The following is a 23,095-nucleotide window of genomic DNA, read 5'->3' as shown; positions in this document are numbered from 1 at the left end:
TATATGCTTATTGACTGTAATTGAGAAGTCACGCGATAAGCATGTCAAAAGAATTAGAGACGGTCAAGGATTATCAAATAGCCACTCAGGACGAACTGTCAAAGGTTTTGCGTGATGCTGGCGAGCATAATTTGGCAATTGTCCCAGGCATTAGACGCAAGTTGCCAAAAGCTATACAGGCTAAGCAGTCCAGTCGTGAATTCGCTTTTCTGAATCTTTCAAAAATGGATAAGGTGCTGGAGCACTGCCTTGAAGATCAGGTTATTAAGGTTGAAACAGGGATTAGCGTAAACAAACTCAATGATTATCTCAAGAAAAGCAGGCAGTGGTGGCCCGTATCGGCAGTAGACGATAGTGTCACTGTTTTCGATGTAATTAATGCTGGAGTTGGCGGACCGTTAGACCATAGATTTGGTGGTCCTCGTCAATTGGTTTTAGGACTAGATGTTGCTCTTGCCTCTGGTGACATATCCAAATGTGGTGGCAGGGTTGTGAAAAATGTCACCGGCTATGACCTTACTAAATTGTTTGTCGGCTCGCATGCCACTCTGGGAATTCCCTACGCGGCCTATCTGAGACTTTATGCTTTGCCGGAAAATGAAAAGACAATTTGCTGGATAAGTAACGATGCAAAAGTGCTCGTTGATTTGGCTCGCAATTTAACAGGGTCCGGTTTACCACTTTCATGTCTTGAGCTTATCGACTCTCATTTGCTCTACGACTTAGCATCTGAAGATACTAAAGCTATCGAGGCAATGGGAGTTGTATTGCATCAAAGACAGGCAATGCTTATAGCGCGCTTGCATGGACATTCGTCAGAAGTTGCTGAGCTTAGCCGGGAAGCACTGGCGATTGGTAACCAGTTAAAAATAGACGGACAAGAAGTTGCAGGCGAGCCTGCAACTTCTATCTGGGTAAAACTCTCTTCGCCGGAATCGGTTCTTAACTCACAGCCATTGACAGTTTCTGCTACATGGACGCAAATATCCAAGATAGTCGAAAAATGGCGTAGCGACCATAAGTTTGTCTTGTGGCAAGCCAGACCAAATATGTCGTTGATAAAAATATTTGCTCAAGATGAGTCGACTATGCTGGAATTGAAGGAGAGCCTAAAAGCATTTTTCAAACCTCACAATGAGCAGTTGATAATTGCTTCTTCAGATGAAGAATTTGAAATTGCAACCGAATATTTAGGACAGGATACATCTTGTGCCGACGAATTGAAAAAAGAACTGAAGACGAAATTTGATCCCTTGGGTTTGCTAAACCCCCTTGCCGCATTGTGAATTACCTTATGACTAACCAAGAATTGAGCCCGCATAAACTAGATTTGGAACTTTTAGAAGCGTGTATTCACTGCGGACTTTGCTTGCCGGCTTGTCCAACTTATCAGGCAACCGGTCGAGAAACAGAGTCGCCTCGCGGTCGTATTTACCTTTTGAACCTGTGGCAAAGAAATGAATTAGAGTTGACTGACAGGCTTGTGGAACACATTGATTCTTGTCTTGGTTGTTTGGGCTGCCAGACGGCATGTCCCTCAGGTGTCAAATATGAAAAGATTTTGAATCAAGCAAGACCGGCTCTTGCACAAATGAAGTCGCCGGCGACACGCAAAATGATGCGCTACGTCTTTGAAAATGTATTGCCTGATTATGGACTGCTCAGAAAATTAGCTCAACTTTTAAGGCTCTGGCAAAAAACCGGATCCGATCATGTATTTGAAATGCTGCCGTGGCTGAAAAACCTATTGGGCAAATACAATCAGTGGCGGGTGCTTTTGCCTAACGTGCCCAAATTTGAGCCACTGCCCAGACAATCCTGGGCGCCTGGTGAGAAGAAAGGCACTGTGCAGCTATTCGGCGGCTGTGTAATGGATGTTTTATACAACCAGGTGAATCATGCCTGCCGCCGCTTGCTTGTCGCCCAAAAGCAAGTCGTAAATGTGCCTGAGCAAACGTGCTGCGGTGCGCTTGCCTTTCATGCCGGCGAAACCGATATTGCCGAAGCATTAGCCAAGGAAAATATTGAATTGTTTGAGACAACAAAAGGCCCTGTTGTCGTAACAGCCGCCGGCTGCGGAGCCATGCTTAAGAGCTATGGTGAATTATTGGAAAATGATCCTGAATGGCATGAACGTGCTGAAGACTTTTCTAAGCGCGTAGTTGATATAACAGAGTTTTTGCAACAGCATGAATTCGCCGCTGCCCCGGAAGAACTTAAATCAAAAGTGGCCTATCATGCAGCGTGTCATTTATATCATGCGCAAAAAATTGTTAATGAGCCTGTGACGCTTTTGGAAAATGTGCCAGGCGTGGAATTGATACCACTTGTCGATGCTGAACAGTGTTGCGGTAGTGCCGGAATTTTCAACCTGACACACACTGATTTAAGTATGAAAGTGCTTACTCCTAAAATTGCCCATATCAAAGAAAGTGGTGCTGACACGGTTGTCACCACCAATCCAGGATGCTTAATGCAGTTGGAGGCAGGCATAAAAGAAGCCGGACTTTCAGTCAAGGCTGTTCACTTAGCTGAGCTTCTCGATAAGGCTTATTGTTCTAAAGATTAATTACCGGCTATTGCTGCCGGCGGCTGTAGTTGAAGCTGTAATTCGCTTCATTAGCTCAGACAAGGCAGAAGCTTGCTGTTGATTTAAGTAAGATGCCTGACTATTGAACAGACGCTCTTTTTCGGTAAGTTGCGAAATGGAAAATTGACTGATTGCCGGTTTCCCGTCGGCGCTTAAAACTAGTTGTTGTCCGCTTGCTAGAAAAAGTCTTTTGCCGTCCTTAACGGATATGGCAACTATTGATTTGCCGCTTGATTCAACAGCTTGCACCGATAGAGTATTTTTGTCCAACGTTAGAAATGCACTGGTGCCTGCCGGTAAAGATACCAAACCAAAAGGCGTAATAAATGACAGCTCCGCCTGCCTGTTGCAGGCAAGTAATTTGCCCTCGTCCAAGGTGAATTGTCGGCCGTGTATGGATTTAAATCGTGCGCCTTGCTGGCTCACTACAAAGCTGCCTTCGAATTTTATCTCTGCTGAAGACCGCATGTCTTGAGCGCCGTTGGCACTGTTTGTGTCTGCCGGACAAGTCCAGAATAAAAATTGCATGTTTTCCTTGGGAGGATTGAGATGCACTGTTGGCGCCATGAAGTCGGAATACAAATTAGCCGTCTTGATTTTGTTGTGTTCGACTGTTTCTTCTGTCGGTTTAGCTTCTAAGTTTTTGGAGTCGTAAAGGCTTTCAGAAGCGATGCTTCTGTTTTTTCTTTCCTGTTCTTTTTTGACAGTCGCTTCCGGATCAAGTTGATCAAGGGCTGGTGTTTTTTCACCGATGGAGAGCTTGCCTGTTTTCTTGTCCGGCTTAGTTTTAGCCTTTGGTTGATTAGTTGTATTCTCCGTTTTAATTACAGGCGGCGGAAGATTAAGCTCCTTCCTTATGACCAGCGGCTTGTCCAATGGTCTTGATGCAGCAGCTATCTTAATCAGCAAAGAGATGATGTTGATGCTTGGGTAATTCGGCTGTGGTTCGGAGTTTAGAAAGTAAACTTGCTGGGGCAAATAGTGTGCCAATAACTTGATCATGCTGACAACACAGGGCGATTCTGTTAAATCGTAGGTTGGATCGTTGACATCCTCTGGAGTCGGCTGAGCTGGTTCCAAGCGCTTTTCAGCCTGGACGGTACCCACTGACAGCCTGAAGGCGTAGGCGGGGCTAAATGCCTGCAAAATTGGGCACAAAAGGAGGCTTGCCGCCATAAGGGAAATTTGGGACTTCAATAGTTGAGCTTTCATAATCTTTATTCTCACAAATAATATGTACCCCTGCCCACTTCTGTGTAACGACGCATCTATAATTGAGCTTTGTATTTTTCGCGGGCTCTTTTCGGGGTTTAGACAGTGTCAAATAAGGTTTCCCAGGACGATATCTTTGTAGGCGATCTTTCTGCCGAGCGGCTTGCGCACTACCTGAAGAAGCCAGTTGTCGCAGTGGATACTGAAACCCGGGGACTTAACCTTCGACGTGACCGTCTTTGTTTAACTCAAATTTGCGACGATGAGGGTGTGGTTAGCTTCATTCGCTATGTTGATGACAATGCGCCTAACCTGAAGAAGCTTTTGTCGTCAGATGTCCTGAAGCTTTGCCATTATGCACGATTTGACATGGCTGTGCTCAAATACTATTTGCACGTGGATGTGTGGCCGGTATTTTGCTCAAAAGTAGCCTCGAAGTTAGTGCGCACGTATACAGACAGGCATAGCTTGAAGGATCTGGTAAGAGAATTTCTCGGCACTGAAATGGACAAGACAAATCAGACAAGTGATTGGGGCAGAGCGGATTTGTCACCTTCGCAGTTGGACTATGCAGCAGAAGATGTGCGCGTTTTGATTCCGATCTACAATCAAATGGTGAAGCTTTTAGAGAGAGAAGAATTGACCAAGTTGGCCAATCAAGCATTTGCTTGCTTGCCGGCAGTCACAGATTTGGATATTAGTGGATATAGAGATATTTTTGAGCACTAGAACATGATGAGGGCGCATGCAATGCGCCCCTACACATGGTGTGGAATGCGCTCCTACAAAAGGTGATAAAGATTATGGACACGGCAATCTACGAAAAACTGATCTATGAAAAATCCGATAGCGGGCGCAGAGCTCATATTCTGCCCAAGCATGGCGTCCCTTCTGCCGGCGGGAAAGAAGTTTCACTCGATTCGCTTTTGCCCAGCAAATACATAAGAAACCAAAAGCTTCATTTGCCGGAAGTAAGTGAATTGGAAGCGGTCAGGCACTTTGTCAGACTTTCTCAGCTCAATCATTCAATCGACACCGGGTTTTATCCGTTGGGCTCATGCACAATGAAATACAACCCGAAAATAAACGATGCCATGGCGGCTCTTGAAGGCTTTAGAGAATTACATCCTAATCAGCCGGAAGACCAAATTCAAGGTGCCCTTGAGCTGATGTGGAATTTGCAAGAAGCTATTGCCACTATAGTCGGCATGCCGGCAGTAACACTGCAACCCGCAGCCGGTGCTCATGGAGAGCTTACAGGACTGCTTATCATCAAAGCCTATTTCGAAGCCAAAGGTGACAGCAAGCGCCGCAAAGTAATCGTGCCTGACACAGCTCACGGTACAAACCCGGCAACTGCTGCAATGGCGGGTTTTGAGGTTGTCGAAATTAAGTCCAAAGAGAACGGACACATAGATCCAAAAGAATTGAAGAAAGTCTTGGGCGATGATGTTGCCTGTATCATGCTCACCAACCCCAATACTTTGGGACTCTTTGAAGAAGAGATTCAAGAAGTACAACGTCTGATGCATGAAGCCGGCGGACTTCTTTATTACGACGGGGCCAATTTGAACGCCATTATGGGTCTGGTTGCTCCAGGGGCGATGGGCTTCGATGTCTGCCATTTGAACTTGCACAAGACCTTCTCGACGCCACACGGCGGCGGCGGACCAGGTGGTTGTGCCGTTGGTGTGCGTGCCGACTTAGAGCCATTCCTGCCTGCACCTGTAGTCAGCCGAGATGAAGATCGTTTTTACTTCGATCACGACCGCCCGCAGACAATAGGTAAGGTCAAAGGCTTTTACGGTAATTTTGGAATCTTGGTTAGAGCCTATGCCTTTATCCTTGCCCATGGCGGCAACGGCTTAACTCAGGTTTCACGTGATGCTATTTTGAGTGCCAACTATCTGAAGGAAAATCTTCGCCGTAATTTCAATCTGCCATACGATCAACCGTGCATGCACGAATTTGTCATCTCCGGCATCTGGCAAAAAGAACGTGGCGTCAATACGATGAATATCGCTAAGCGTATGCTTGATTATGGCGTTCACTCGCCGACGGTTTATTTCCCGTTGGTTGTGCCTGAATCTATGATGATTGAGCCTACGGAAACTGAATCAAAGCAAACGCTTGATGAATTCATCGAGATAATGCAGACAATTGATAAAGAAACCAAAGACAATCCGGAATTGGTACGCAATGCGCCACACACAACGCCTGTTAAGAAACTCGACGAAGCATTAGCTGCCCGAAAGCCGAATCTGCGCTGGCAACCGGAGTAAGGGTGCAAGAACCGACCAAATTTCGTTCACCGCTCAGGTATCCGGGTGGCAAACAAAAGGCGATTTCTAAGATCGCCAAAATGCTGCCGAAAAAAATCGGCGAGTACCGCGAACCGATGGTCGGCGGTGGTAGTGTTTATTTACATGCCAAAGCTAATCACCTGGCGGATTCCTACTGGATAAATGACAAGTTTAAAGAGCTTGTGTCCTTCTGGCGCATTGGTCAGGATAAAAAGCTCTGCAAGAAGCTTGTTGCTGATTTGAGCAAATTGCATGGCAGTTTTAGATCCGGCGCACAAATCAAGAAATACTTTCAGAAAGCGCGCTTAGAACAACCAAGAGATAGATACAGACAAGCGCTTCTCTTTTTCTTTTTCAATAGAGTGACCTTTTCCGGAACAACGCGAGCCGGAGGCTTCTCCAGCCAAGCTAGTTTGGACAGATTTACTGAGTCTTCAATTATGCGTTTAATCGGACTGCCGGAAGCTCTTGCCGGTACGAAAATCACCAATGTGGATTTTGAAGACGTGATTACAAAGCCTGGTAAGGATGTTTTCTTGTTTCTTGATCCGCCTTATTATCTTTCGTCCAATTTGTATGGACGCAACGGCAGCTTGCATGAGTTTGATCACGAGAGATTGGCTAAGCTCTTAAAAGACAGCAGGCATCGGTTTCTTATTACATACGATGACTGTCCAGAAGTTAGACGACTATATTCGAAGTGGGCCAAGATCAAATCCTGGAAATTGCAATACGGCATGAACAATTGCAATCAGGAAAACTTGAGCAAGGTTGGTCGAGAACTGTTTATTTATAACTATTAGAGAATTGAACCGTATTCAATTTTGAAACGGACGCGGCTAATTTTTTGGCGCAGAAGTTGCATTTCTTTTCTGGTGCCTTTGATGTACGAAAGGAATACCAAAGCGCATAGATTGATATAGAACATTGGTATCAGTGCAAGCGCCAATTTGGTGCCCTCGTCGCCCCATACACCCATATAGCATTTAATTGCCAGTGCAACACCTGTTAGGTTGAGCGCTAAGAATGCACAGGTATGAATAATGAGGAATACGCGTTGGCGGAACATGTTGAAATCCAGGTCCTTAAGCTCAGCAGCTAAGGCTGGTTCCACCTTCAACGGTATATGTCCTTTGAGACCGGCAAAGTTTGGAACGGTTACCGTCTCGCTGCCACATTCGCCACAGAACTTGGCATTGTGGTCCGTATAGCGGCTACAGCCTTTACATTTAGTGGCCGTCGCTCTCTCTTGCGATATATATGATTTGGGTTGAGAGGTTAGTGTTGCCGACATATAGTGGGCAGTTCCTTCTAGTTTCCTAGTTACCTTACGACACCGAGATTCCAGTGCGCCTGACTGATCATAAGTCCACTTGGAAAAAATGCACGAAATATCTTTCTAGTCAGCGCGTCTTAAGTGGGATTTCTCCCAGGAATGTGCCAAAGGTTACAGAATTTCCGGACTTATATCAAGTCCTTTTCTTCTAAAATCCGCTGCCGGAACTCAGCATTGACAGCTTTGCTGCAGTGCGGAAAAGGTTCAAAGCCGCTTGTGGATTGAATCGCCCGTCGGGGAAAACTTCTTTCATAATTACCTGGCCAATAGCTGCTCCCGAGTTTCTCAAGACCATGCGCTGGGCAAATGGCAGGGAAGCGTCTATGAAATTAAAGTCAGGATTGATGGTTAAGGCAACGCCTTCAAGAGTCAAAAGCGCGCGCATGATGAAGGTAAATTCGCTGGGCAAACGGAACGGATAGCGCCAGACCAAATCAGAAAAGTCTAGAAGCAGTTTGCGGAAACGGACTTTGTTTAAGCCTTCGGCAAAGCGAGCTTCAACAATAGGTGTAATTTCGCGGCAGAGAGCAAGTCTGTCAACATCAGGCGGCAGGAATTTCATATCGACGAAATCATCGACCAAGCCAAGATAATCACGATCTATCACATGTAGTAGAGCCTGCACCATACTGCGCTTTAATTCAGGTGATACGCGACCGACCATGCCGAAGTCGAAAATTCCAATGCGTCCGTCAGCCATGGCACGCATGTTGCCCGGGTGAGGATCAGCATGGAAGAAACCATCTTCAAGTAATTGCTTGAGATAGAAGTTGGCACCAATAACTGTAATTTCTCTGCGATCAATGCCTAATTTTTCAATTGCTTCGACATCAGTTGCTCTAACGCCGGGCACATATTCAATGGTTAATACGCGCTTGCCTGTAAGACGCCAAATGATTCGCGGAATGTATATGCGCTCATTGAGGCGGTGATTGTGTCTGAAGCAATCGGCATTGCGTCCTTCGGCAATGTAATCAATTTCCTCAAATACAGTGCGTGCAAATTCTTTTACTGTGCCTGGCCAATCTGTGTGTCTCGCCAGACTTGGATATTTCATTACCTCTTCGGAAATGACAGTCAGTGCTTGCACATCATTTTTCAAAAGTTCAGGTAATCCGGGACGTTGCACTTTAACAACAACCTGACGTCCGTCGTGCAGTTCGGCTAAGTAAGCTTGCGACAATGATGCAGCAGCTAATGGTGTCTTATCGAATTTGGCGTAAAGCGTTTCCGGTTTGCCGCCAAGATCGTTGACGATAGTTGCTTCAGCTACATCATATGGAGCCGGTTCAACTTCTTCCTGTAATTTGGTCAACTCCAACATTGCCGGCAAAGGCAAAAGATCGGCACGCGTGGAAAGCGTTTGTCCTATCTTGATGAATGTCGGGCCCAATCCATGCAGTTGTGTGCGCAACCAGGCACCCAAGCGTTTGTATTCTTCAGTCTGCTTGTCTGTGAGTTCGACTTCGTCAATTTCTTTGCCGGAAGCTTCAGCCAGTCGCTGGAACTCTAAGGAGTGATAGCGGGCAAAACCACGGACAGCAAAAATGATTGTCCAGACAATTGGGATGACTCGAAAGGCGCCGGCAAAACCTTGTTGCTCATAGATGCGCCAGAAAACTCTCCAAACCGACTTGACTAGCTTCCAAGCGGAAACGTCCCGAAACGTTTCATGTACGGGATTAAAGTCCATTTTTTCCGACTTGGATTTCAAGATCTTGGTTCTTGTGCGTAGTCTTAGACCACTATATTATCGATATTTTTCCTGTTGTCAGCAGGCAACCAAGATAAATTTAAGATAGCAACGCGTGAAAGTGTCTACCGGCCGCCAAAAGCTTTGTATTGCAGTTCGATAATTTCCTTAACACCCTTCTCGGCTAAAGCAATTAGCTCGGGCATTTTGGATGCCTCGTAGGGCTTGGCTTCTGATGTCATCTGCAATTCCAGAATTTTGCCGGATTCGGTCAGCACGATATTTGAGTCCATTTCCGCTTGCGAGTCTTCATTGTAGTTAGGGTCCAAAACAAGCGAGCCTTGTACCTGGCAAATGGAAACAGCCGCCATGTGCTCAGTTATAGGCAATGAATCCCAGAGAAGGGACTTTTGTAGTTTCAAAAGCGCGTCATATAAAGCTATAAAGGCTCCGGAGATGCTTGCCACACGCGTGCCGGCGTCAGCCTGCAGGACATCGCAATCAAGCGTGATGGTGCGTTCACCCAAGGCACGTCTGTCGACAACGGCTCTCAGGCAACGACCGATTAGACGCTGAATTTCGCTTGTTCTGCCTGACGGTTGCCCACGGGTGACTTCGCGCACGGTCCTTACATGAGTAGCGCCTGGAAGCATGGAATACTCAGCGGTAATCCAACCTTCGCCTTTGCCCATAAGGAACGCAGGAACTCTTTCTTCAATTTTTGCTGTTGTTAAAACTTTGGTGTCGCCAAACTCAACTAATACTGACCCTTCCGCATTCTTAGTGAAGTTACGCGTGAATTTGACTGGTCTTAGTTGGTCTAACTGACGGTTATCGCGCCGCCGGTACATCTTTTGTCATTTCTAGGGGGCTCAAGCCCCGTCGTGGCATTCTATATTAACTGTGCCACGAATGACTGATCTATAACGCTCCGGTTTCGTTCGCTGCGCTCGCTGCACCATCGCTTGCCATCCGGCATTTCCCCGCTCCATTCTGCATTGCTCTATCGCAACGCTCCATTCTCGCTCGGAGCTTAATTTCTTCCAAAGCGCAGCCTGTTGACATCAGCCGTGCCTTCCAGGATGAACTTATTGCCGGGAACGACTTTCAGTTTGGTGAACTTAAAGATGATGTCGTCAGTTGACTGACCCCAGTTGGCAAGCCCGTTCACCTTCTTGACTATCATTTGAGAAAGTTCTGGCGAGATTTCTTGACCCGAGGTTAAAAGGTGAGTGTCGCTAAGTTCAACCCAGCCGTCTTTGAGTCCGAGGCGAGTATTGAGTTGTACTGGGATTGGTACGCCAACGCCGCCGGCGGCAAGTCTAGTATCCATAGCGATTGTCACCCTGTTGCCTTTATCCAAAGTGATATTGCCGTTTGTCACAGTCAGTCCAATATTGGCGTTGTTGCCCAGAAGGCTCTTTAGAAAGCCTAGTTTCTTGCCGGAATTTACCGACAAGCGATCAAGAGTGCGTGGGGATTTGAGAAAACGATTGAGACCTTCTTCAGTAATTACGGCTGATACTTGTGCAGTTGCGGGAGTTCTAAATTGCAATATTTTTTGATTAAGCAAAACGCCAGTATCGAAGTTAAGTGTGCCGGCCGTGGACAAAACCAAATTGTCGAATGTGAAATCTTGGAAGTGCCCGCCTTTAATATCAATGTCCAGTGACTCTAATGTGCCGGAGTTCAGGTCGAGATTCTTGGCAATAAGATGCATTTTGTCGACGGCGGCATCAAGGAATTGCGCATCGACAAGATCAATTTCCAATTTGCCGAAGCGTCCGGAATTAATGTCGATGAAACTTATTGGCGGTACTACAACAGGGCCGTTGTTAAGTACAGAGTCTGTGTTTGCCGGAGGTTGTGGAATCAACGATGAAAGATTTGGATCTTGAGCACTTGCAGTTCCACAAGTTGCCAGAAATCCCAATGCCAATATGAAAGTAATCCCGCATTTCATAAATATCTTCCTTAATTGAACAAGCCCCTTCGTACTAGCAGACGCTTTCCGTTGGGGCTTGTTCCTGAGTTCATTTGTTAAGCGCCAGTGACGCTTAAGTCAGATAAGTCAATGACTTACTGAGCTGCACCTTCACCAGTTGTTGTGGTGGTTGTGGTGCCGGTTGTTGTGCCAGCGCCAGCACCAGCATCAGTTGTTGTTGTTGCTGTTGTTGTCGTGCTGGTATCGGTGCTTGTTTCAGTGCTGGTTGTTGTTGGGGCTGGTGTTTCACCGCCGCCAGTTCCGCCGCCTGCGCAAGCTGTCAATGCTGCAACAAGAGCAAAGCTCGCTGCTGCTAAACCGATTGTTTGAAGTTTCGAATTCATAATACGCGGTCCACTCCTTATTTGTTTACTGCGTGTTTTGCTCGGTCGGGGACCTCGCTCACACGTAGGCTACGAACTTGAGTTAGTAACTCTTAGCAGCCTAAGCCGTCGGCAATAATAACAGGAATTAATAGCTACTTCAAATAGTTGATAAGTCTGTAAGTAACAATAACTAGATCTTGAAGTTTCTAAGTAGTGATTTTCCTGTCATCTCACGAGGCTTGTCAATGGAAAGTAGTTCAAGAATTGTCGGAGCGACATCAGCCAGTGTGCCGTCGACTAAATTGGCGCCATTGCGAATTTTGCCGCTGAAATCTGCCACCACAAATGGAACTGGATTTGTGGTGTGAGCCGTATGTGGCTCTTTTGTTTCATAGTCGATTAGCTGTTCAATATTTCCATGATCAGCAGTAATCAGCAAAGTTCCCTTTGCCTTACTTATCGTTTCTAAAAGCTGACCAAAAGCATTGTCGACTGATTCGACAGCTTCAATGCCCGCTTCCATAATTCCCGTGTGTCCGACCATATCAGGATTGGCAAAGTTGAGCACGATGAATGGATAGGCACCTGACGTTATTGCATCGCAAGCAGTGGTACATACTTTGCTTGTTTGCATAGGGGGACTCTTGTCGTAGGTGGCAACTTTGAGAGATGGAATAAGGATACGCTCTTCGCCATCAAAAGGTTTTTCCATGCCGCCGTTAAAAAAGTATGTGACGTGCGCATATTTTTCTGTTTCCGCCGTGTGTAATTGACCGATGTGGTGGCAAGAAAGAATTTCCGGTAGCGTAGCAACCAAATCTTGCGAAGGCATATCTTCCGGTGCAAAAACCACCGGTAAATTGAGTGATCTGTCGTATTCAGTAAGACAAGCGTAATAAGTTTTCGGTAGTGCTGCTCTTTCGAAACCATCGAATGATGATTGAGTCAAACATCTGCTTATTTGCCTGACTCTATCCGGGCGGAAATTGAAACAAATTACACTGTCGCCATCTTGAATTGGACGGGCATTGACGATATGCGGCATTACAAATTCATCGCCGGTGTCCATTTCCATGTAAGCATGTTGCACTGCTTCTTGAGCGGATTCTGCCTTTATGCCTGAGGACAAGGTCAAAGCATCGTAGTATTTTTGCGTGCGTTCCCAGCGATTGTCTCTGTCCATGGCGTAGTATCGCCCGCAGACAACGCCAACAATTCCTACGCCGGCAAGTTTCTTTTCCAGCTCGCGCATGAAACGCCAGGCTGAACGTGGCGGTGTATCGCGTCCATCGAGAATTGGATGGACAACTATCTCTTTTACATTTTCTTTTTTAGCCATGTCGATCAATGCATATAGATGATCAAGACTGGAATGCACGCAGCCGTCGCTGACCAAACCAAGAATGTGCACGGCCGAATTATTATTGCGAGCACGCTCTAAGGCTTCCAGCAAAACCGGATTAGCAAAGAATGTGCCATCGGCAATTGTTTCACTTATCTGTGTAAGTTTTTGAATAACCACACGACCGGAACCAATCGTTAAATGACCAACTTCCGAATTGCCCATCAGTCCAATCGGCAGACCAACTGCTGCACCGGAGGCATCAAGCAAGCTATTGGGAAACAATTTCAGCATCTGCTGGTAGTTTGGGGTTTTGGCAGCCTTAATGGCATTGCCCTCGGACTTTTCAGTAACGCCCCAACCGTCTAAAACTAATAGCACTACGGGATTCATAGTCTCATATCCAAAATTATTCTCCGTCCTCATAGATTGCGCTCCAGCGACGGCTTCGCCTTTGCTTTCGCTTGCCATCCAGCTCATCCACGCTCAACTTCGGATTGCTCAGGTCGCAATCCTTCGTTTCGCTATTGCTTGTTAGGATTTATCATAGACCAAATCGTAGACGCGGGGCTTTCAAGAGTTTAGGATAAATCATGAAAAACTTGATGTCTTTTAGCTAAGGGAAAGGTTGGTCGGCGCATGACAACGGGTTCAGAACAGAAGTTACTCAAAGAAGTACAAACGCTGAAATGGACATGCGTTGGGCTTATCGTCGTCACATTAGCCATTCTCTTGTACGCAATGGTGACCATTTCCCGAGTAACCATTGATGTTTACGACAAGGTTACAGAGTTGCGCGTAATGGTTGAGGGTGTGGATGCCAGGATGAAGAGCCAGCATCGTCACGCAGTTCAGCGTACCGAAGATACAAAAGCGCACGCCAAGTAATTGTTTCGCAGTTTCCAATATTTAAGTGGCTGCCATGTAAACATCTTGCAAAGCGGTTACTTTTGTCATTGTCGTTTTTGTGAGGCGTAAATGCCCGTTATCGTGCTGGCAGGAGAAGAAGATTTTTTGTTGGGTCGGCGTGTTGCCGAGCTAAAAGCTGAGCTTGTCGATCCGCAGTGGGAAGCATTCAACTATGTGCGGATGACAAATCCTGATTTGCAGACAATCAACGACAATTTGGCCAGCCTGCCTTTTGGATCGGGCAACAAGATGATCCTTTTTGATCGCTGTGAATTATTCACCAAAAAGAAATCAGCAAAAGACGACAGTGAAAATGACAGCAAAGCAGGCAAGCGTGATCTTGACGATTTCAATAGTGCTTTAGCCGCGGTTGCTGAAAACACCTATGTTGTTTTTGCTTGCCCGCATAACTTTGATAAGAATCTCAAGACGTCAAAGACGATAAGCGTGCACGCAAAAATTGAAGAGTTTGTCCGACAGAAGTATTATCCAGGTTCGCGCAAAGGCAATATTGAAACCTGGTGCCGCAAGGAAGCTAAGCTTCATGGCGCAACCATGGACGATGAGGCTATTTACTATTTAGTGGACAGCACAGAAGCTAACTTGCGCGCTATCGCCATGGAAATCGAAAAGGCCGCCACTTACCTTCTGCCGGAAAAGCATATTACTTTGGAAGTTGTGCGCAAGCTCAGCTCTTACCATTCACATGTATTCACGCTTGCTGATGCCTGGGCTGCCGGCAACAAGCAAGAGGCTTTGGCCAGTCTTGATGAATTGCTCAGTAGGCAAAGCGGTATTCCCATAATTGCTTTCCTGCATACTACATTATCTCGCTGGCTTGATACCAAAGCTTGCGCGGATAAGTTGTTGTCCGATATGCCGGGCGGCGCCGGTGTGAGTCGCCGAGAAATATCTATAACTGAAATGGCTCGCAAGGTTGCCTATGAAATCAATTCACGTGACTGGTTGGTGGAGACGGATTTAAAACGTATTCGCAATTTGTCTTTGAATTGGTTGGTGGAAAAACGCATGCGTTTGTGCGAGTTGGAAAACCTTGTTAAAACAGGTCAGATGTCCGACAAACACGCATTGGTATCCTTCATAGCTGGGTAATAAATGAACGACAGTAGATTTGTAGTTGACGAAATAACGTCAAAAGACACGTGGCAGATTTTTCGTGTCATGTCCGAGTTGGTGGAAGGCTTTGACTCAATGTCTAAAGTTGGACCTGCTGTCTCGCTATTCGGTTCGGCACGCATAGCCCAAGATAGCAACGAATGTAAGTTAGCCGAGCAAATTGCTTTTAAATTAGCGCAAAGAGGCTTTGCTGTAATCACAGGCGGCGGACCTGGTGTGATGGAAGCGGGCAATAAAGGTGCCAAAGCAGCAGGCGGAGTATCCATTGGACTGAATATCCGTCTGCCCAACGAAGAAAAGCCGAATCCATTTCAAACTATCGAACTGGATTTTCGTTACTTCTTTATTCGCAAGGTGATGTTTGTTAAATACGCTATGGCTTTCGTGATGTTGCCAGGTGGTTTTGGCACGCTGGATGAATTAACAGAAGCGCTCACCTTAATTCAGACTAAGAAGATCAAGCGATTCCCAGTATATCTTGTTGGCTCAAAATATTGGCAGCCGTTTATTGACTGGATGCAAAATACAATGCTGCCGCAAGGGTTTATTTCTCCGGCAGACATGGACTTATTTGCCGTATATGACGACCCTGATGAACTCGTCGAACACATAGCCTGGTGTGAGGCGGAAAAGTGCTACGACAAACCAGAGCTTAAGAAGCCGGAAAATCCCTAATTTCATTTAAGCCGAAGTCAGTTAAGGAAACTTGTAAAAACCGGGCCGTGTCTTGATCTTGACCTATAATTCAAGGTCTAGTCGCCACGCGTGTTAGGCGAGCTGAAGGGGGAAACCTTGAAAATTGCCGTCTGTATAAAGTCAGTTCCGGATACTGAAGCCAAAATCAAAGTTGCTGGTGACAGCAAGAATATTGATACAGCTGATGTTCGTTTTATTACCAACCCATATGATGAGTTTGCCATTGAAGAAGCTTTGAAGCTGAAAGAAAAATTCGGTGGAGAAACCGTTGCCATTGCAATCGGTGGAAATGAAGCAACCGAAGTTTTACGTGATTCATTGGCTCGCGGTATCGATTCGGCAATTCATGTCAAAGATGCAGAGTTGGAAAATCTTGATCCTCTGAGCACGGCGAAAATTCTAGCTAATGTAATCAAAGAGGGTGGTTACGACGTAGTATTCTGCGGACAGCAAGGAGTAGGCGGAGACAACAGCGCTGTTCCTTCCATGCTCGCTGAATTTTTGGATATGCCGCAAGTTGCGATGACAGTGAAATTGGAAGTGACAGACAACAAATTCAAAGCTGAGCGCGAAATCGAAGGCGCACATGAAATAGTCGAAGGCAATTTGCCTGCTTTGTTCAGTGCCCAGAAGGGCTTGAACGAACCACGCTATCCTTCAATCAAGGGTGTGATGGCAGCACGACGCAAAGAAATAGCCGTTAAGGACGCCAATGCTTTAGGCGTGGCCGGCAACTTTTCAGCAGACAAGCGCAAAATGCGTCTCAAGCAAATGGTTATGCCGCCGGAAAGACCGCAAGGCAAATTGATCGATGGTGATGTAGATACTCAGGCTAAGACCCTGGTGAAGCTTCTCAGAGAAGAAGCCCACGTAATCTGAGGAAGCGACGCAAGGGCGGCGAGGAGCCGTCCGCCAGCGGAGCGCACGGCGGCTGCTGGACAGCAAGCGAAGGTGAAGCGATAGCGAAACCGGAGCGCACAAAGAGGTATACAAAAATGGCACAGGGAATTTTAGTTTTCATCGAACAACGCAACGGACAAGTAAGAAAGTCCAGCTTAGAAGCATTGTCCGAAGCAGCTCGCTTGATAGGCAACGTTGGTGGTTCTGTTAGTGCAGTTGTAGTTGGTCAAAATGTAAAAGGACTGACTGCAGAAATTAGCAAGTACAAGCCGGCAAAAATATTTGTCGTCGATAGTGGCGATTTTGCTAACTACTCGACAGAAGGTTATGCGCAAGCTGTTACCGAAGCAGTTAAAAAAGCTGATCCGGCATTTGTATTCAGCGCTCAAACCTCAATGGCTAAAGATCTCATCCCACGCGTGGCTGCAAGACTAGATGCGCCAATTGCTACGGATGTTACCGAGATCAAGAGCGAAGGATCGTCATTGACGGCCGTTAAACCTATGTATTCCGGCAAAGCATATGGTGTTTACGAATTTGCTTCTCCATTAGTGTTTTTGACATTGCGTCCAAACAGATTCGCATTGGCTGCAGCTGATGCAGGGCATCAAGCACAAGTAGAAGACCTGGCAGTTGCCGCAGGCAACATTCGTGCCAAGGTTGGTGAAGTTCACGCCGCCAAGGGGCAAACAATTGAAGTTTCCGAAGCTCCAATTATCGTTGCCGGCGGTCGTGGTATCAAAGGACCGGAAAATTGGCCTGTGCTGCAAAATCTTTGTGATGTACTGGGTGCTGCACTTGGCGCTTCACGCGCCGTAGTCGATGCCGGTTGGATTGACCACCAGCATCAAGTTGGACAAACAGGCAAGACAGTAAGCCCGCAGTTGTACATTGCTTGTGGAATTTCCGGAGCCATCCAACACTTAGCCGGCATGTCGTCTTCTAAAGTCATTGTTGCTATCAACAAAGATCCGGAAGCGCCTATCTTCAAACATGCTACCTACGGCATCGTTGGTGATGTTCTTGAGATTGTGCCGAAGGTTACTGAAGAACTGAAGCACATGAACGGGAAGAATTAAACAAGTTCGTTGTTCCAAAAGGGCGCATGCAATGCGCCCCTACAAAAACAATGACGAAAGTGCTTTAACGGCAAGCTACTTGTCCGTACTTTTTCTTGACGTAATCGTTAACCATAGCAATGAAGTCGGCTGCTAAAGTTGGACCAGCTAGGGTTGTGACATGTTCACCGTCTATATAGACCGGTGCGCGAGGTTCCTCACCGGTGCCTGGTAGTGATATGCCAATGTCTGCATGGCGTGATTCACCAGGACCATTTACGATGCAGCCCATAACGGCGACTTTCAATACTTCTGAGCCAGGGAATTCCTTTTGCCAAATTGGTCTTTCTCTCTGTAAATGTTCTTGAATTTGCTTGGCTAATTCTTGGAATACGGAACTTGTTGTGCGCCCACAACCTGGACATGCCGTTACTTGCGGTGTGAAAGATCTCAAACCAATAGATTGCAGGATTTGTTGGCAGACTAAGACTTCCTGTGTGCGGCTGGCACCTGGCTCAGGAGTCAAACTCACACGAATTGTGTCGCCTATGCCGTCGAGAAGCAATACAGACAGAGCAGCAGTTGAGGCAACTATTCCCTTTGCGCCCATGCCTGCTTCTGTTAAGCCAAGGTGTAGAGCATAGTCGCAACTGCTTGCCAGTCTTCTGTAGACTTCAATGAGATCAGGAACTTCTGATACTTTTGCCGACAGAATAATTTGATCGTGGCGCATGCCATATGATTCTGCCGCTTGTGCTGATTCAATGGCTGAGGCAACTATAGCTTCAATTAGCACTTCGTGAGCATCTTTGGGGCGCTTCGATTTGGCGTTTTCATCCATCATGCGCGCCAGCAGGTCTTGATCAAGCGAGCCCCAGTTGACCCCTATTCTTACAGGTTTGTCAAACTTAAGCGCTACATCAATCATCGACTTGAAATTGTCGTCATGCTTGTCGCCGCGTCCCACATTGCCTGGATTAATGCGGTATTTAGCAAGGAGCTTGGCGCAGTCCTTGTATTCGTTTAAAAGCAAATGCCCGTTGTAGTGGAAATCACCGACAAGAGGAATATTGGCTCCCAGCTTTTCCAGTTCGGAGATAATTTTAGGAACAGCTTGTGCAGCTTCCCGTGTATTCACCGTGAGGCGCACAATTTCTGAACCGGCTTCTGCCAATTCAAATATTTGTTTGGCTGTGCCTGCCGCATCTTCTGTAGCCGTGTTGGTCATTGACTGCACCAGCACTGGATGGCTGGAGCCAATAAATTTGTCGCCCACCTTCACGGAGGTGGAATTGCGTCGCTGGTATCCCTGCATAATTGAGCAACCTTAAGCGGATCACATTTGGTTTCTATATGATTGACCAAAAATAGCATATTAGGCTCCGAAATCCCAGATCTCCGGCATGTTTTCCCTAATACTGTACAAAGGTTGATTAGGACTTAAGATTACGTGGTCTATGACAGGCACGCACAAAGTCTTACCGGCCTTTAAAAGTCGATAAGTAATTTCAATATCCTCATCCGACGGTTCAACGCGTGCTCCTGAAGGATGATTGTGGCAGACAATTATGGAAAAACTGTTTGCTGCAATAGCTGCCTTAAACACCTCCCGTGGGTGCACTACGGATGATACCAGTGAGCCATGTGAGACTTCATGCAATCCAATAATATCTTGTCGTGCATTTAAATGTAGGCTGACAAAGTGTTCTTCGGTTGCATGTCGCAGTGGTGCTAAATAAAGATCGACATCACTTATTTTTCTAAGTCTATATAAATTGGCCTGATCAAAATTCTCGTGCACCATGCACAATTTTATTTGCGGTACCGCATATTGAAGCCGAGATGCCAAAGAGAAACTACTTGCCATGACGCTTACCCCTCAGTGTTGATACTCTATATACGGAAAAGCAGGCAAAAAGTTCACAGTCAAGAGGTTAAATGTTGCCCTTGATTGTGAGACTTAAACAGTTTGGGATTTCCAAGCGCCGGATTTGAATTGCCAGCTGGCCAAAATGCCTACGAGCACGACAGATAGTGCCATGCCTGCCCAAGTGCCAACTGAACCAAGATGCAATTCAATGGAGAGATACCAGCAAAGCGGCAGTCTAATGAACAACAAGCAAATTACTTCAGCCACCATGGGCCAACGAGTGTAGCCTGCGCCTTGCATTGCGCCAAAGAGAGTAATGGCGAATGCTTGAAACGGCATCGAAAGACCAATGATTTGCAAATAGCGAACAGAATCGAGAATCACATCATCGCTGTGACTCATGAAGCTGGCTATTTGTTTGCCGAACAGGAACATGCATATTGCCATAACTAGACACCAGCAAGCAGAGGCTGCGGCAATTTGCCAACCGGCACGGCTGGCTCTGTCTGGTCTATTGGCACCAAGATTTTGTCCAATGATTGTTCCTGCTGCGCGGGCCATTGCGTATAAAGGAAACGAAGCGAGCAACTCTTCGACACGCAAGCCAACAGCCCAGGCCGCTTGACCGGCAGTGGGGTCGTGTGTGCGCGCAAGAATAATGAGAATGGCGAAATTGCAAATGACCCAGACCATATCTTGAATGCTTGATGGAATACCAATGTTCATTAGGCGTTTGAACCATTTCAATGACCAGTACTTCGGATGCAGATAGTGGAAGTTAAGGCATTCACCAAATTCTGATTCTTTCAATAGGTAGAGAATGATTACCATGCTTATTGCCGCAGCAACTAGCCAGGCAATACCAATTCCGGACATGCCGAACTGAAATGGATATATACACAGAACAATTTCGGTTATTACCGTTACTGCGCAAGTGAAAAAGGTAATGGCCATTGGCAGACGTGCATTACCTTTAGCTCTAAATATGGATTTGGCTATCCACATAACGCTAAAGGGCAAGGTCGATATTAGTTCAAATCGAAGCAACTGCCAGGCTAATTCTTCGGTTTCCGGAGTGGCACCAAGGAATTTCAACAATGGACTACATATGACTAAGCCAAAAATGACGGTAACCGTGCCAAAGAAAAAGGCAAAAATCATTGAATGGCGGGCAGCTTCTTTGGCTTCTTTCTTGTCGCCTGCTCCCCAAAAGCGACTAACAAGAGCGCTTGTCCCTACAGGCAGGGCATTAGTCATAATAATGAGCAAGTACATTATTTGAGCGCCGACGCCAATTGCCGCCTGGGCGTTTGCCCCTATACGGCCGGCAATCCAGGCATCAAAGAGGCTGGCAAGAGCGATAGCTCCAAAATCTAAGACGATAGGCCATGCCATATGCCAGATGGCAGCCCAAAGGGAGCCCTCTAAAATGACGGCGTCGGAATTTCCGGCGGTGTTACTAGCGTCGGCCATAGGTATTACAATATAATCCTTGCCATATAATAAATAGACTGATTCTTTTAAGTGGTTTGGATTTTTGGCTTTAGAAAAGAAAATACCCGGCGAAGGCGAGATAAGGCACCTAGGGGTGCCCTACAAGGTTAGATCCGCTTCTGCCGAAGAATATTGGTCCTGCTTGCAGCGCTTTGTCAGCTTTGACGAGCCCGGTGACAGAGTTGCTCGCTTATACGAACTTTCCGCTAAACAAATTAAATATCCAGCTGTTAACTCGCGCATTTTTGAGGAATTGCCTCGAACGGTTCAAGAAAGCATTTTCCGTCTGGCTTTTGGGGGCAATTCTGAAAATACCACTGTGGCCAATAAACTTTTAAACGCAGTGCTTGCCTTGGAAGATATTGAACGTTACAGTCCGGTCAGTTTTGAAGCCTGGTACTGCCAGTGGTGGCGAAATGAAGACGGTAAAGAAATTGAATCGAATAATGCCTGGTTGAAAGATCTTGCTGTCGAGTCAGCGCAGATGCACTGGCTGTATTCATTAGACCAAATGCAATTGGACTTTACTAGAATCAACTCCGACGGACCATGGCTTGGCGATACACGCGCGGCATTTTTCGTTGCTTGTCTGGAGGAATTTGAAAATCGTTTTCACGAATTCAACGCCAAGACCATCGTGGAAGCTCAAGCTTGTTTTCGCGAAGTATATGCAGCCTGGCGCAATAAATTGCCTGGGACATTTTTGCCTCAGCTTCTATTGATAGTTGAAGGACAAACAGAAGCGCTTTTAATTCCCTATTTGACGCGCAATTTGGGAATAGATTTGGATAGTTCGGCAGTCTTAGTTGCTCCAGTTGGGGGCGCCAAGCAAGCTGCTCGACGCTATTTAGATTTAAGAGACCTAGTGGATATACCGATTGTGGTTATTCTAGATAATGACGCAGCAGAAGAATCACAGCTGGTGATGGATATGCTGCGCCCCTGTGATCGCTTGCACGTCTTATCTTCCGGTGAAATTGAAGATGTATTTGAAAAGGCAGTTGTTATCGAGTTGCTAAATCGTTATTTGCAGCCATATAAAGACACTGCTCCAATCACATTGAGCGATCTTGATGGACAAGAAAGACGCACGGTCATCCTCAATCGTTTATGGCGCGCCAGAGGTCTTGGTGATTTTGATAAGGTCGGCTTTGCAAAATCTATTGTCGACGGCGGACTAAAGGTGGAACAGATTCCGCTTGAAATAAAGGTAATTGCCAATCTCTTAAAGGGAGCAATTTCCGGCTGATGAACAAGGTAAGCATTTTTGCTTGTGTCATCTGGCTTATAAGTTTTGCATTGTCCTTTGTTATTCCAGCAGGTTCGCCTTATATTTGGCTGCCGGACTTTCTTCTATTGGCTGGTTTTGTACCGCTTTTAGTCAGTTATAAACCGGCATGGCCATGGTTTGTTTTTGGCATCGGCAATGTACTTATAGGCTTTGTTTTAGAAACAGCAAAGCATATGCCGGACAATATCCTGCCGGAATATGCACGCCCTGTGCAGGACCACCTCATCCAAATGCATGTCTCGATGGTCTGGATCAAAGTCGGACTATTGTCCATCATTTATGGACTTATTAGAATGCTGAAAAATATATCTATCTGGCTGCTGAAAAAATCCAGGAAAAGTCAGACCTAGATCTCGTCCTTCTTTTCTTTCTTCTTGTGATGGCTGGCATTCAACGCTACAGGAATAGAACCGTCTTCAGGTAGAAGCACGCGTGCTAAATATTTGTCTGCTCTTTCAAAGCGTCCCGGCGCTGCACCTGTTAAGTCGTAAAGCTTGCTGTAAGCCTGCATCTTCTGATCGGGAAACTCAGCTTTCTTGGCGACAAACAACCATTGTTTTACAAGGAAGTTGAATAGCTTTGGATCACGCTTCTTTTGTTTCGTGAGAACTTGCTCGAGGGCTTGCGAGTAGGTCATACGTGCTTCGACATCCAACGGTGCCATCTCTACGCAACGCTGCAAAACCATAAGCGCACGATCCAAATTTCCCATACGCAAAGATTGCTCAGCTTGCAGCTGCAGGGAATTTGGTGTCAAAACTCCTAATTCAAGAATTTGATCGGCTGCGACAACACCATTTCTGCTTTGACCGATGGAAGAGGTGTCTCTTATGTAAGACGGCTTCTTTTCTTTTTCTTCGCCGTCATCATCGGCATCCGCCGCCCATGCCGGTGCGGTCAGTAATGTTGATACTGCTAGTAGTAATACCGCAAATTTCCGCATGGCTAATCTTC

At 46.3% G+C, this 23,095-nt stretch carries 23 protein-coding genes; 12 read left to right on the top strand and 11 right to left on the bottom strand.

Annotated elements, in window-relative coordinates; genetic code table 11:
• Window positions 1-41: 41 nt before the first annotated feature.
• Together K2Y22_16600 and K2Y22_16595 are read left to right on the top strand one after the other, a co-directional pair.
• A complete protein-coding gene (locus K2Y22_16600) occupies window positions 42-1,286 on the top strand; it encodes an FAD-binding oxidoreductase (GenBank protein ID MBX9880080.1) in 1,245 nt (414 codons plus the stop codon).
• A gap of 8 nt (window positions 1,287-1,294) precedes the next feature.
• On the top strand, window positions 1,295-2,569 hold the full coding sequence (locus K2Y22_16595; protein ID MBX9880079.1) for a (Fe-S)-binding protein: 1,275 nt from the start codon (window positions 1,295-1,297) through the stop codon (window positions 2,567-2,569).
• Here K2Y22_16595 and K2Y22_16590 read toward each other — a convergent pair whose 3' ends face one another.
• Entirely contained in the window at window positions 2,570-3,802 is a 1,233-nt protein-coding gene (locus K2Y22_16590) for a hypothetical protein (GenBank protein MBX9880078.1), read from the bottom strand. It abuts the gene before it with no gap.
• Between the two features lie 105 nt (window positions 3,803-3,907).
• Between K2Y22_16590 and K2Y22_16585 the strand changes: the two genes are divergently transcribed.
• The 3 genes from K2Y22_16585 to K2Y22_16575 all read left to right on the top strand — a co-directional run bounded on the left by K2Y22_16585 (window position 3,908) and on the right by K2Y22_16575 (window position 6,908).
• Complete coding sequence (locus K2Y22_16585) at window positions 3,908-4,531, top strand: hypothetical protein (GenBank protein ID MBX9880077.1); 624 nt, start codon at window positions 3,908-3,910, stop codon at window positions 4,529-4,531.
• A gap of 74 nt (window positions 4,532-4,605) precedes the next feature.
• Complete coding sequence (gcvPB, locus tag K2Y22_16580; GenBank protein ID MBX9880076.1) at window positions 4,606-6,084, top strand: aminomethyl-transferring glycine dehydrogenase subunit GcvPB; 1,479 nt, start codon at window positions 4,606-4,608, stop codon at window positions 6,082-6,084.
• Window positions 6,085-6,086: 2 nt separating this feature from the next.
• A complete protein-coding gene (locus tag K2Y22_16575; protein MBX9880075.1) occupies window positions 6,087-6,908 on the top strand; it encodes a DNA adenine methylase in 822 nt (273 codons plus the stop codon).
• Here K2Y22_16575 and K2Y22_16570 read toward each other — a convergent pair.
• The 6 genes from K2Y22_16570 to gpmI form a co-directional block, all read right to left on the bottom strand.
• Window positions 6,905-7,399, bottom strand: coding sequence for a hypothetical protein (locus K2Y22_16570; protein ID MBX9880074.1), 495 nt, complete (start codon window positions 7,397-7,399; stop codon window positions 6,905-6,907). The two genes, K2Y22_16575 and K2Y22_16570, sit on opposite strands and share 4 nt — an antisense overlap.
• Window positions 7,400-7,589: 190 nt before the next feature.
• Entirely contained in the window at window positions 7,590-9,155 is a 1,566-nt protein-coding gene (locus K2Y22_16565) for an AarF/ABC1/UbiB kinase family protein (GenBank protein MBX9880073.1), read from the bottom strand.
• Window positions 9,156-9,259: 104 nt separating this feature from the next.
• Window positions 9,260-9,985, bottom strand: coding sequence for a ribonuclease PH (rph, locus tag K2Y22_16560; GenBank protein ID MBX9880072.1), 726 nt, complete (start codon window positions 9,983-9,985; stop codon window positions 9,260-9,262).
• Window positions 9,986-10,167: 182 nt separating this feature from the next.
• A complete protein-coding gene (locus tag K2Y22_16555; protein MBX9880071.1) occupies window positions 10,168-11,097 on the bottom strand; it encodes a hypothetical protein in 930 nt (309 codons plus the stop codon).
• A 116-nt stretch (window positions 11,098-11,213) separates the two neighbouring features.
• Window positions 11,214-11,462: a hypothetical protein gene (locus K2Y22_16550; protein MBX9880070.1), complete on the bottom strand. Its 249-nt coding sequence runs from the start codon at window positions 11,460-11,462 to the stop codon at window positions 11,214-11,216.
• 172 nt (window positions 11,463-11,634) lie between these two features.
• A complete protein-coding gene (gene gpmI / locus K2Y22_16545; protein MBX9880069.1) occupies window positions 11,635-13,179 on the bottom strand; it encodes a 2,3-bisphosphoglycerate-independent phosphoglycerate mutase in 1,545 nt (514 codons plus the stop codon).
• Window positions 13,180-13,425: 246 nt separating this feature from the next.
• Here gpmI and K2Y22_16540 point away from each other — a divergent pair, with 246 nt between their 5' ends.
• The 5 genes from K2Y22_16540 (at window position 13,426) to K2Y22_16520 (ending at window position 17,507) form a co-directional block, all read left to right on the top strand.
• The gene (locus tag K2Y22_16540; protein ID MBX9880068.1) at window positions 13,426-13,674 is read left to right on the top strand and encodes a hypothetical protein; all 249 of its coding nucleotides are present in this window, start codon (window positions 13,426-13,428) and stop codon (window positions 13,672-13,674) included.
• A gap of 90 nt (window positions 13,675-13,764) precedes the next feature.
• The gene (gene holA, locus K2Y22_16535) at window positions 13,765-14,808 is read left to right on the top strand and encodes a DNA polymerase III subunit delta (protein ID MBX9880067.1); all 1,044 of its coding nucleotides are present in this window, start codon (window positions 13,765-13,767) and stop codon (window positions 14,806-14,808) included.
• A gap of 3 nt (window positions 14,809-14,811) precedes the next feature.
• Window positions 14,812-15,507 carry a TIGR00730 family Rossman fold protein gene (locus K2Y22_16530; protein ID MBX9880066.1) on the top strand — a complete coding sequence of 232 codons (696 nt, stop codon included), beginning with the start codon at window positions 14,812-14,814 and terminating at the stop codon, window positions 15,505-15,507.
• Between the two features lie 117 nt (window positions 15,508-15,624).
• Entirely contained in the window at window positions 15,625-16,407 is a 783-nt protein-coding gene (locus tag K2Y22_16525) for an electron transfer flavoprotein subunit beta/FixA family protein (protein MBX9880065.1), read from the top strand.
• A gap of 116 nt (window positions 16,408-16,523) precedes the next feature.
• Window positions 16,524-17,507, top strand: a complete 984-nt coding sequence (locus K2Y22_16520) for an electron transfer flavoprotein subunit alpha/FixB family protein (protein MBX9880064.1) — start codon at window positions 16,524-16,526, stop codon at window positions 17,505-17,507.
• A 64-nt stretch (window positions 17,508-17,571) separates the two neighbouring features.
• Here the strand turns inward: K2Y22_16520 and ispG are convergent, their stop codons facing one another.
• From ispG to K2Y22_16505, 3 genes are all read right to left on the bottom strand, one after another.
• Window positions 17,572-18,801 carry a flavodoxin-dependent (E)-4-hydroxy-3-methylbut-2-enyl-diphosphate synthase gene (gene ispG / locus K2Y22_16515; protein ID MBX9880063.1) on the bottom strand — a complete coding sequence of 410 codons (1,230 nt, stop codon included), beginning with the start codon at window positions 18,799-18,801 and terminating at the stop codon, window positions 17,572-17,574.
• Between the two features lie 60 nt (window positions 18,802-18,861).
• Window positions 18,862-19,353 carry a hypothetical protein gene (locus tag K2Y22_16510; GenBank protein ID MBX9880062.1) on the bottom strand — a complete coding sequence of 164 codons (492 nt, stop codon included), beginning with the start codon at window positions 19,351-19,353 and terminating at the stop codon, window positions 18,862-18,864.
• Window positions 19,354-19,446: 93 nt separating this feature from the next.
• A complete protein-coding gene (locus tag K2Y22_16505) occupies window positions 19,447-20,829 on the bottom strand; it encodes an MATE family efflux transporter (protein ID MBX9880061.1) in 1,383 nt (460 codons plus the stop codon).
• Between the two features lie 64 nt (window positions 20,830-20,893).
• On the opposite strand from K2Y22_16505, the gene K2Y22_16500 reads away from it, so the two are divergent.
• Together K2Y22_16500 and K2Y22_16495 are read left to right on the top strand one after the other, a co-directional pair.
• Window positions 20,894-22,099, top strand: coding sequence for an ATP-dependent endonuclease (locus tag K2Y22_16500; GenBank protein MBX9880060.1), 1,206 nt, complete (start codon window positions 20,894-20,896; stop codon window positions 22,097-22,099).
• Window positions 22,099-22,491 carry a hypothetical protein gene (locus tag K2Y22_16495; GenBank protein MBX9880059.1) on the top strand — a complete coding sequence of 131 codons (393 nt, stop codon included), beginning with the start codon at window positions 22,099-22,101 and terminating at the stop codon, window positions 22,489-22,491. Before K2Y22_16500 ends, K2Y22_16495 begins: the two co-directional genes overlap by 1 nt.
• Here K2Y22_16495 and K2Y22_16490 read toward each other — a convergent pair.
• Window positions 22,488-23,084 (bottom strand): hypothetical protein, encoded by a 597-nt coding sequence (locus tag K2Y22_16490; protein ID MBX9880058.1) that lies wholly within the window; start codon window positions 23,082-23,084, stop codon window positions 22,488-22,490. The two genes, K2Y22_16495 and K2Y22_16490, sit on opposite strands and share 4 nt — an antisense overlap.
• Window positions 23,085-23,095 lie beyond the last annotated feature (11 nt).

Source organism: Candidatus Obscuribacterales bacterium (genome assembly GCA_019744775.1).
GTDB lineage: Bacteria > Cyanobacteriota > Vampirovibrionia > Obscuribacterales > Obscuribacteraceae > SBAT01.
The sequence above is the reverse complement of the archived record's forward strand: the minus strand, read 5'-3'. Positions and strand labels throughout refer to the sequence as shown.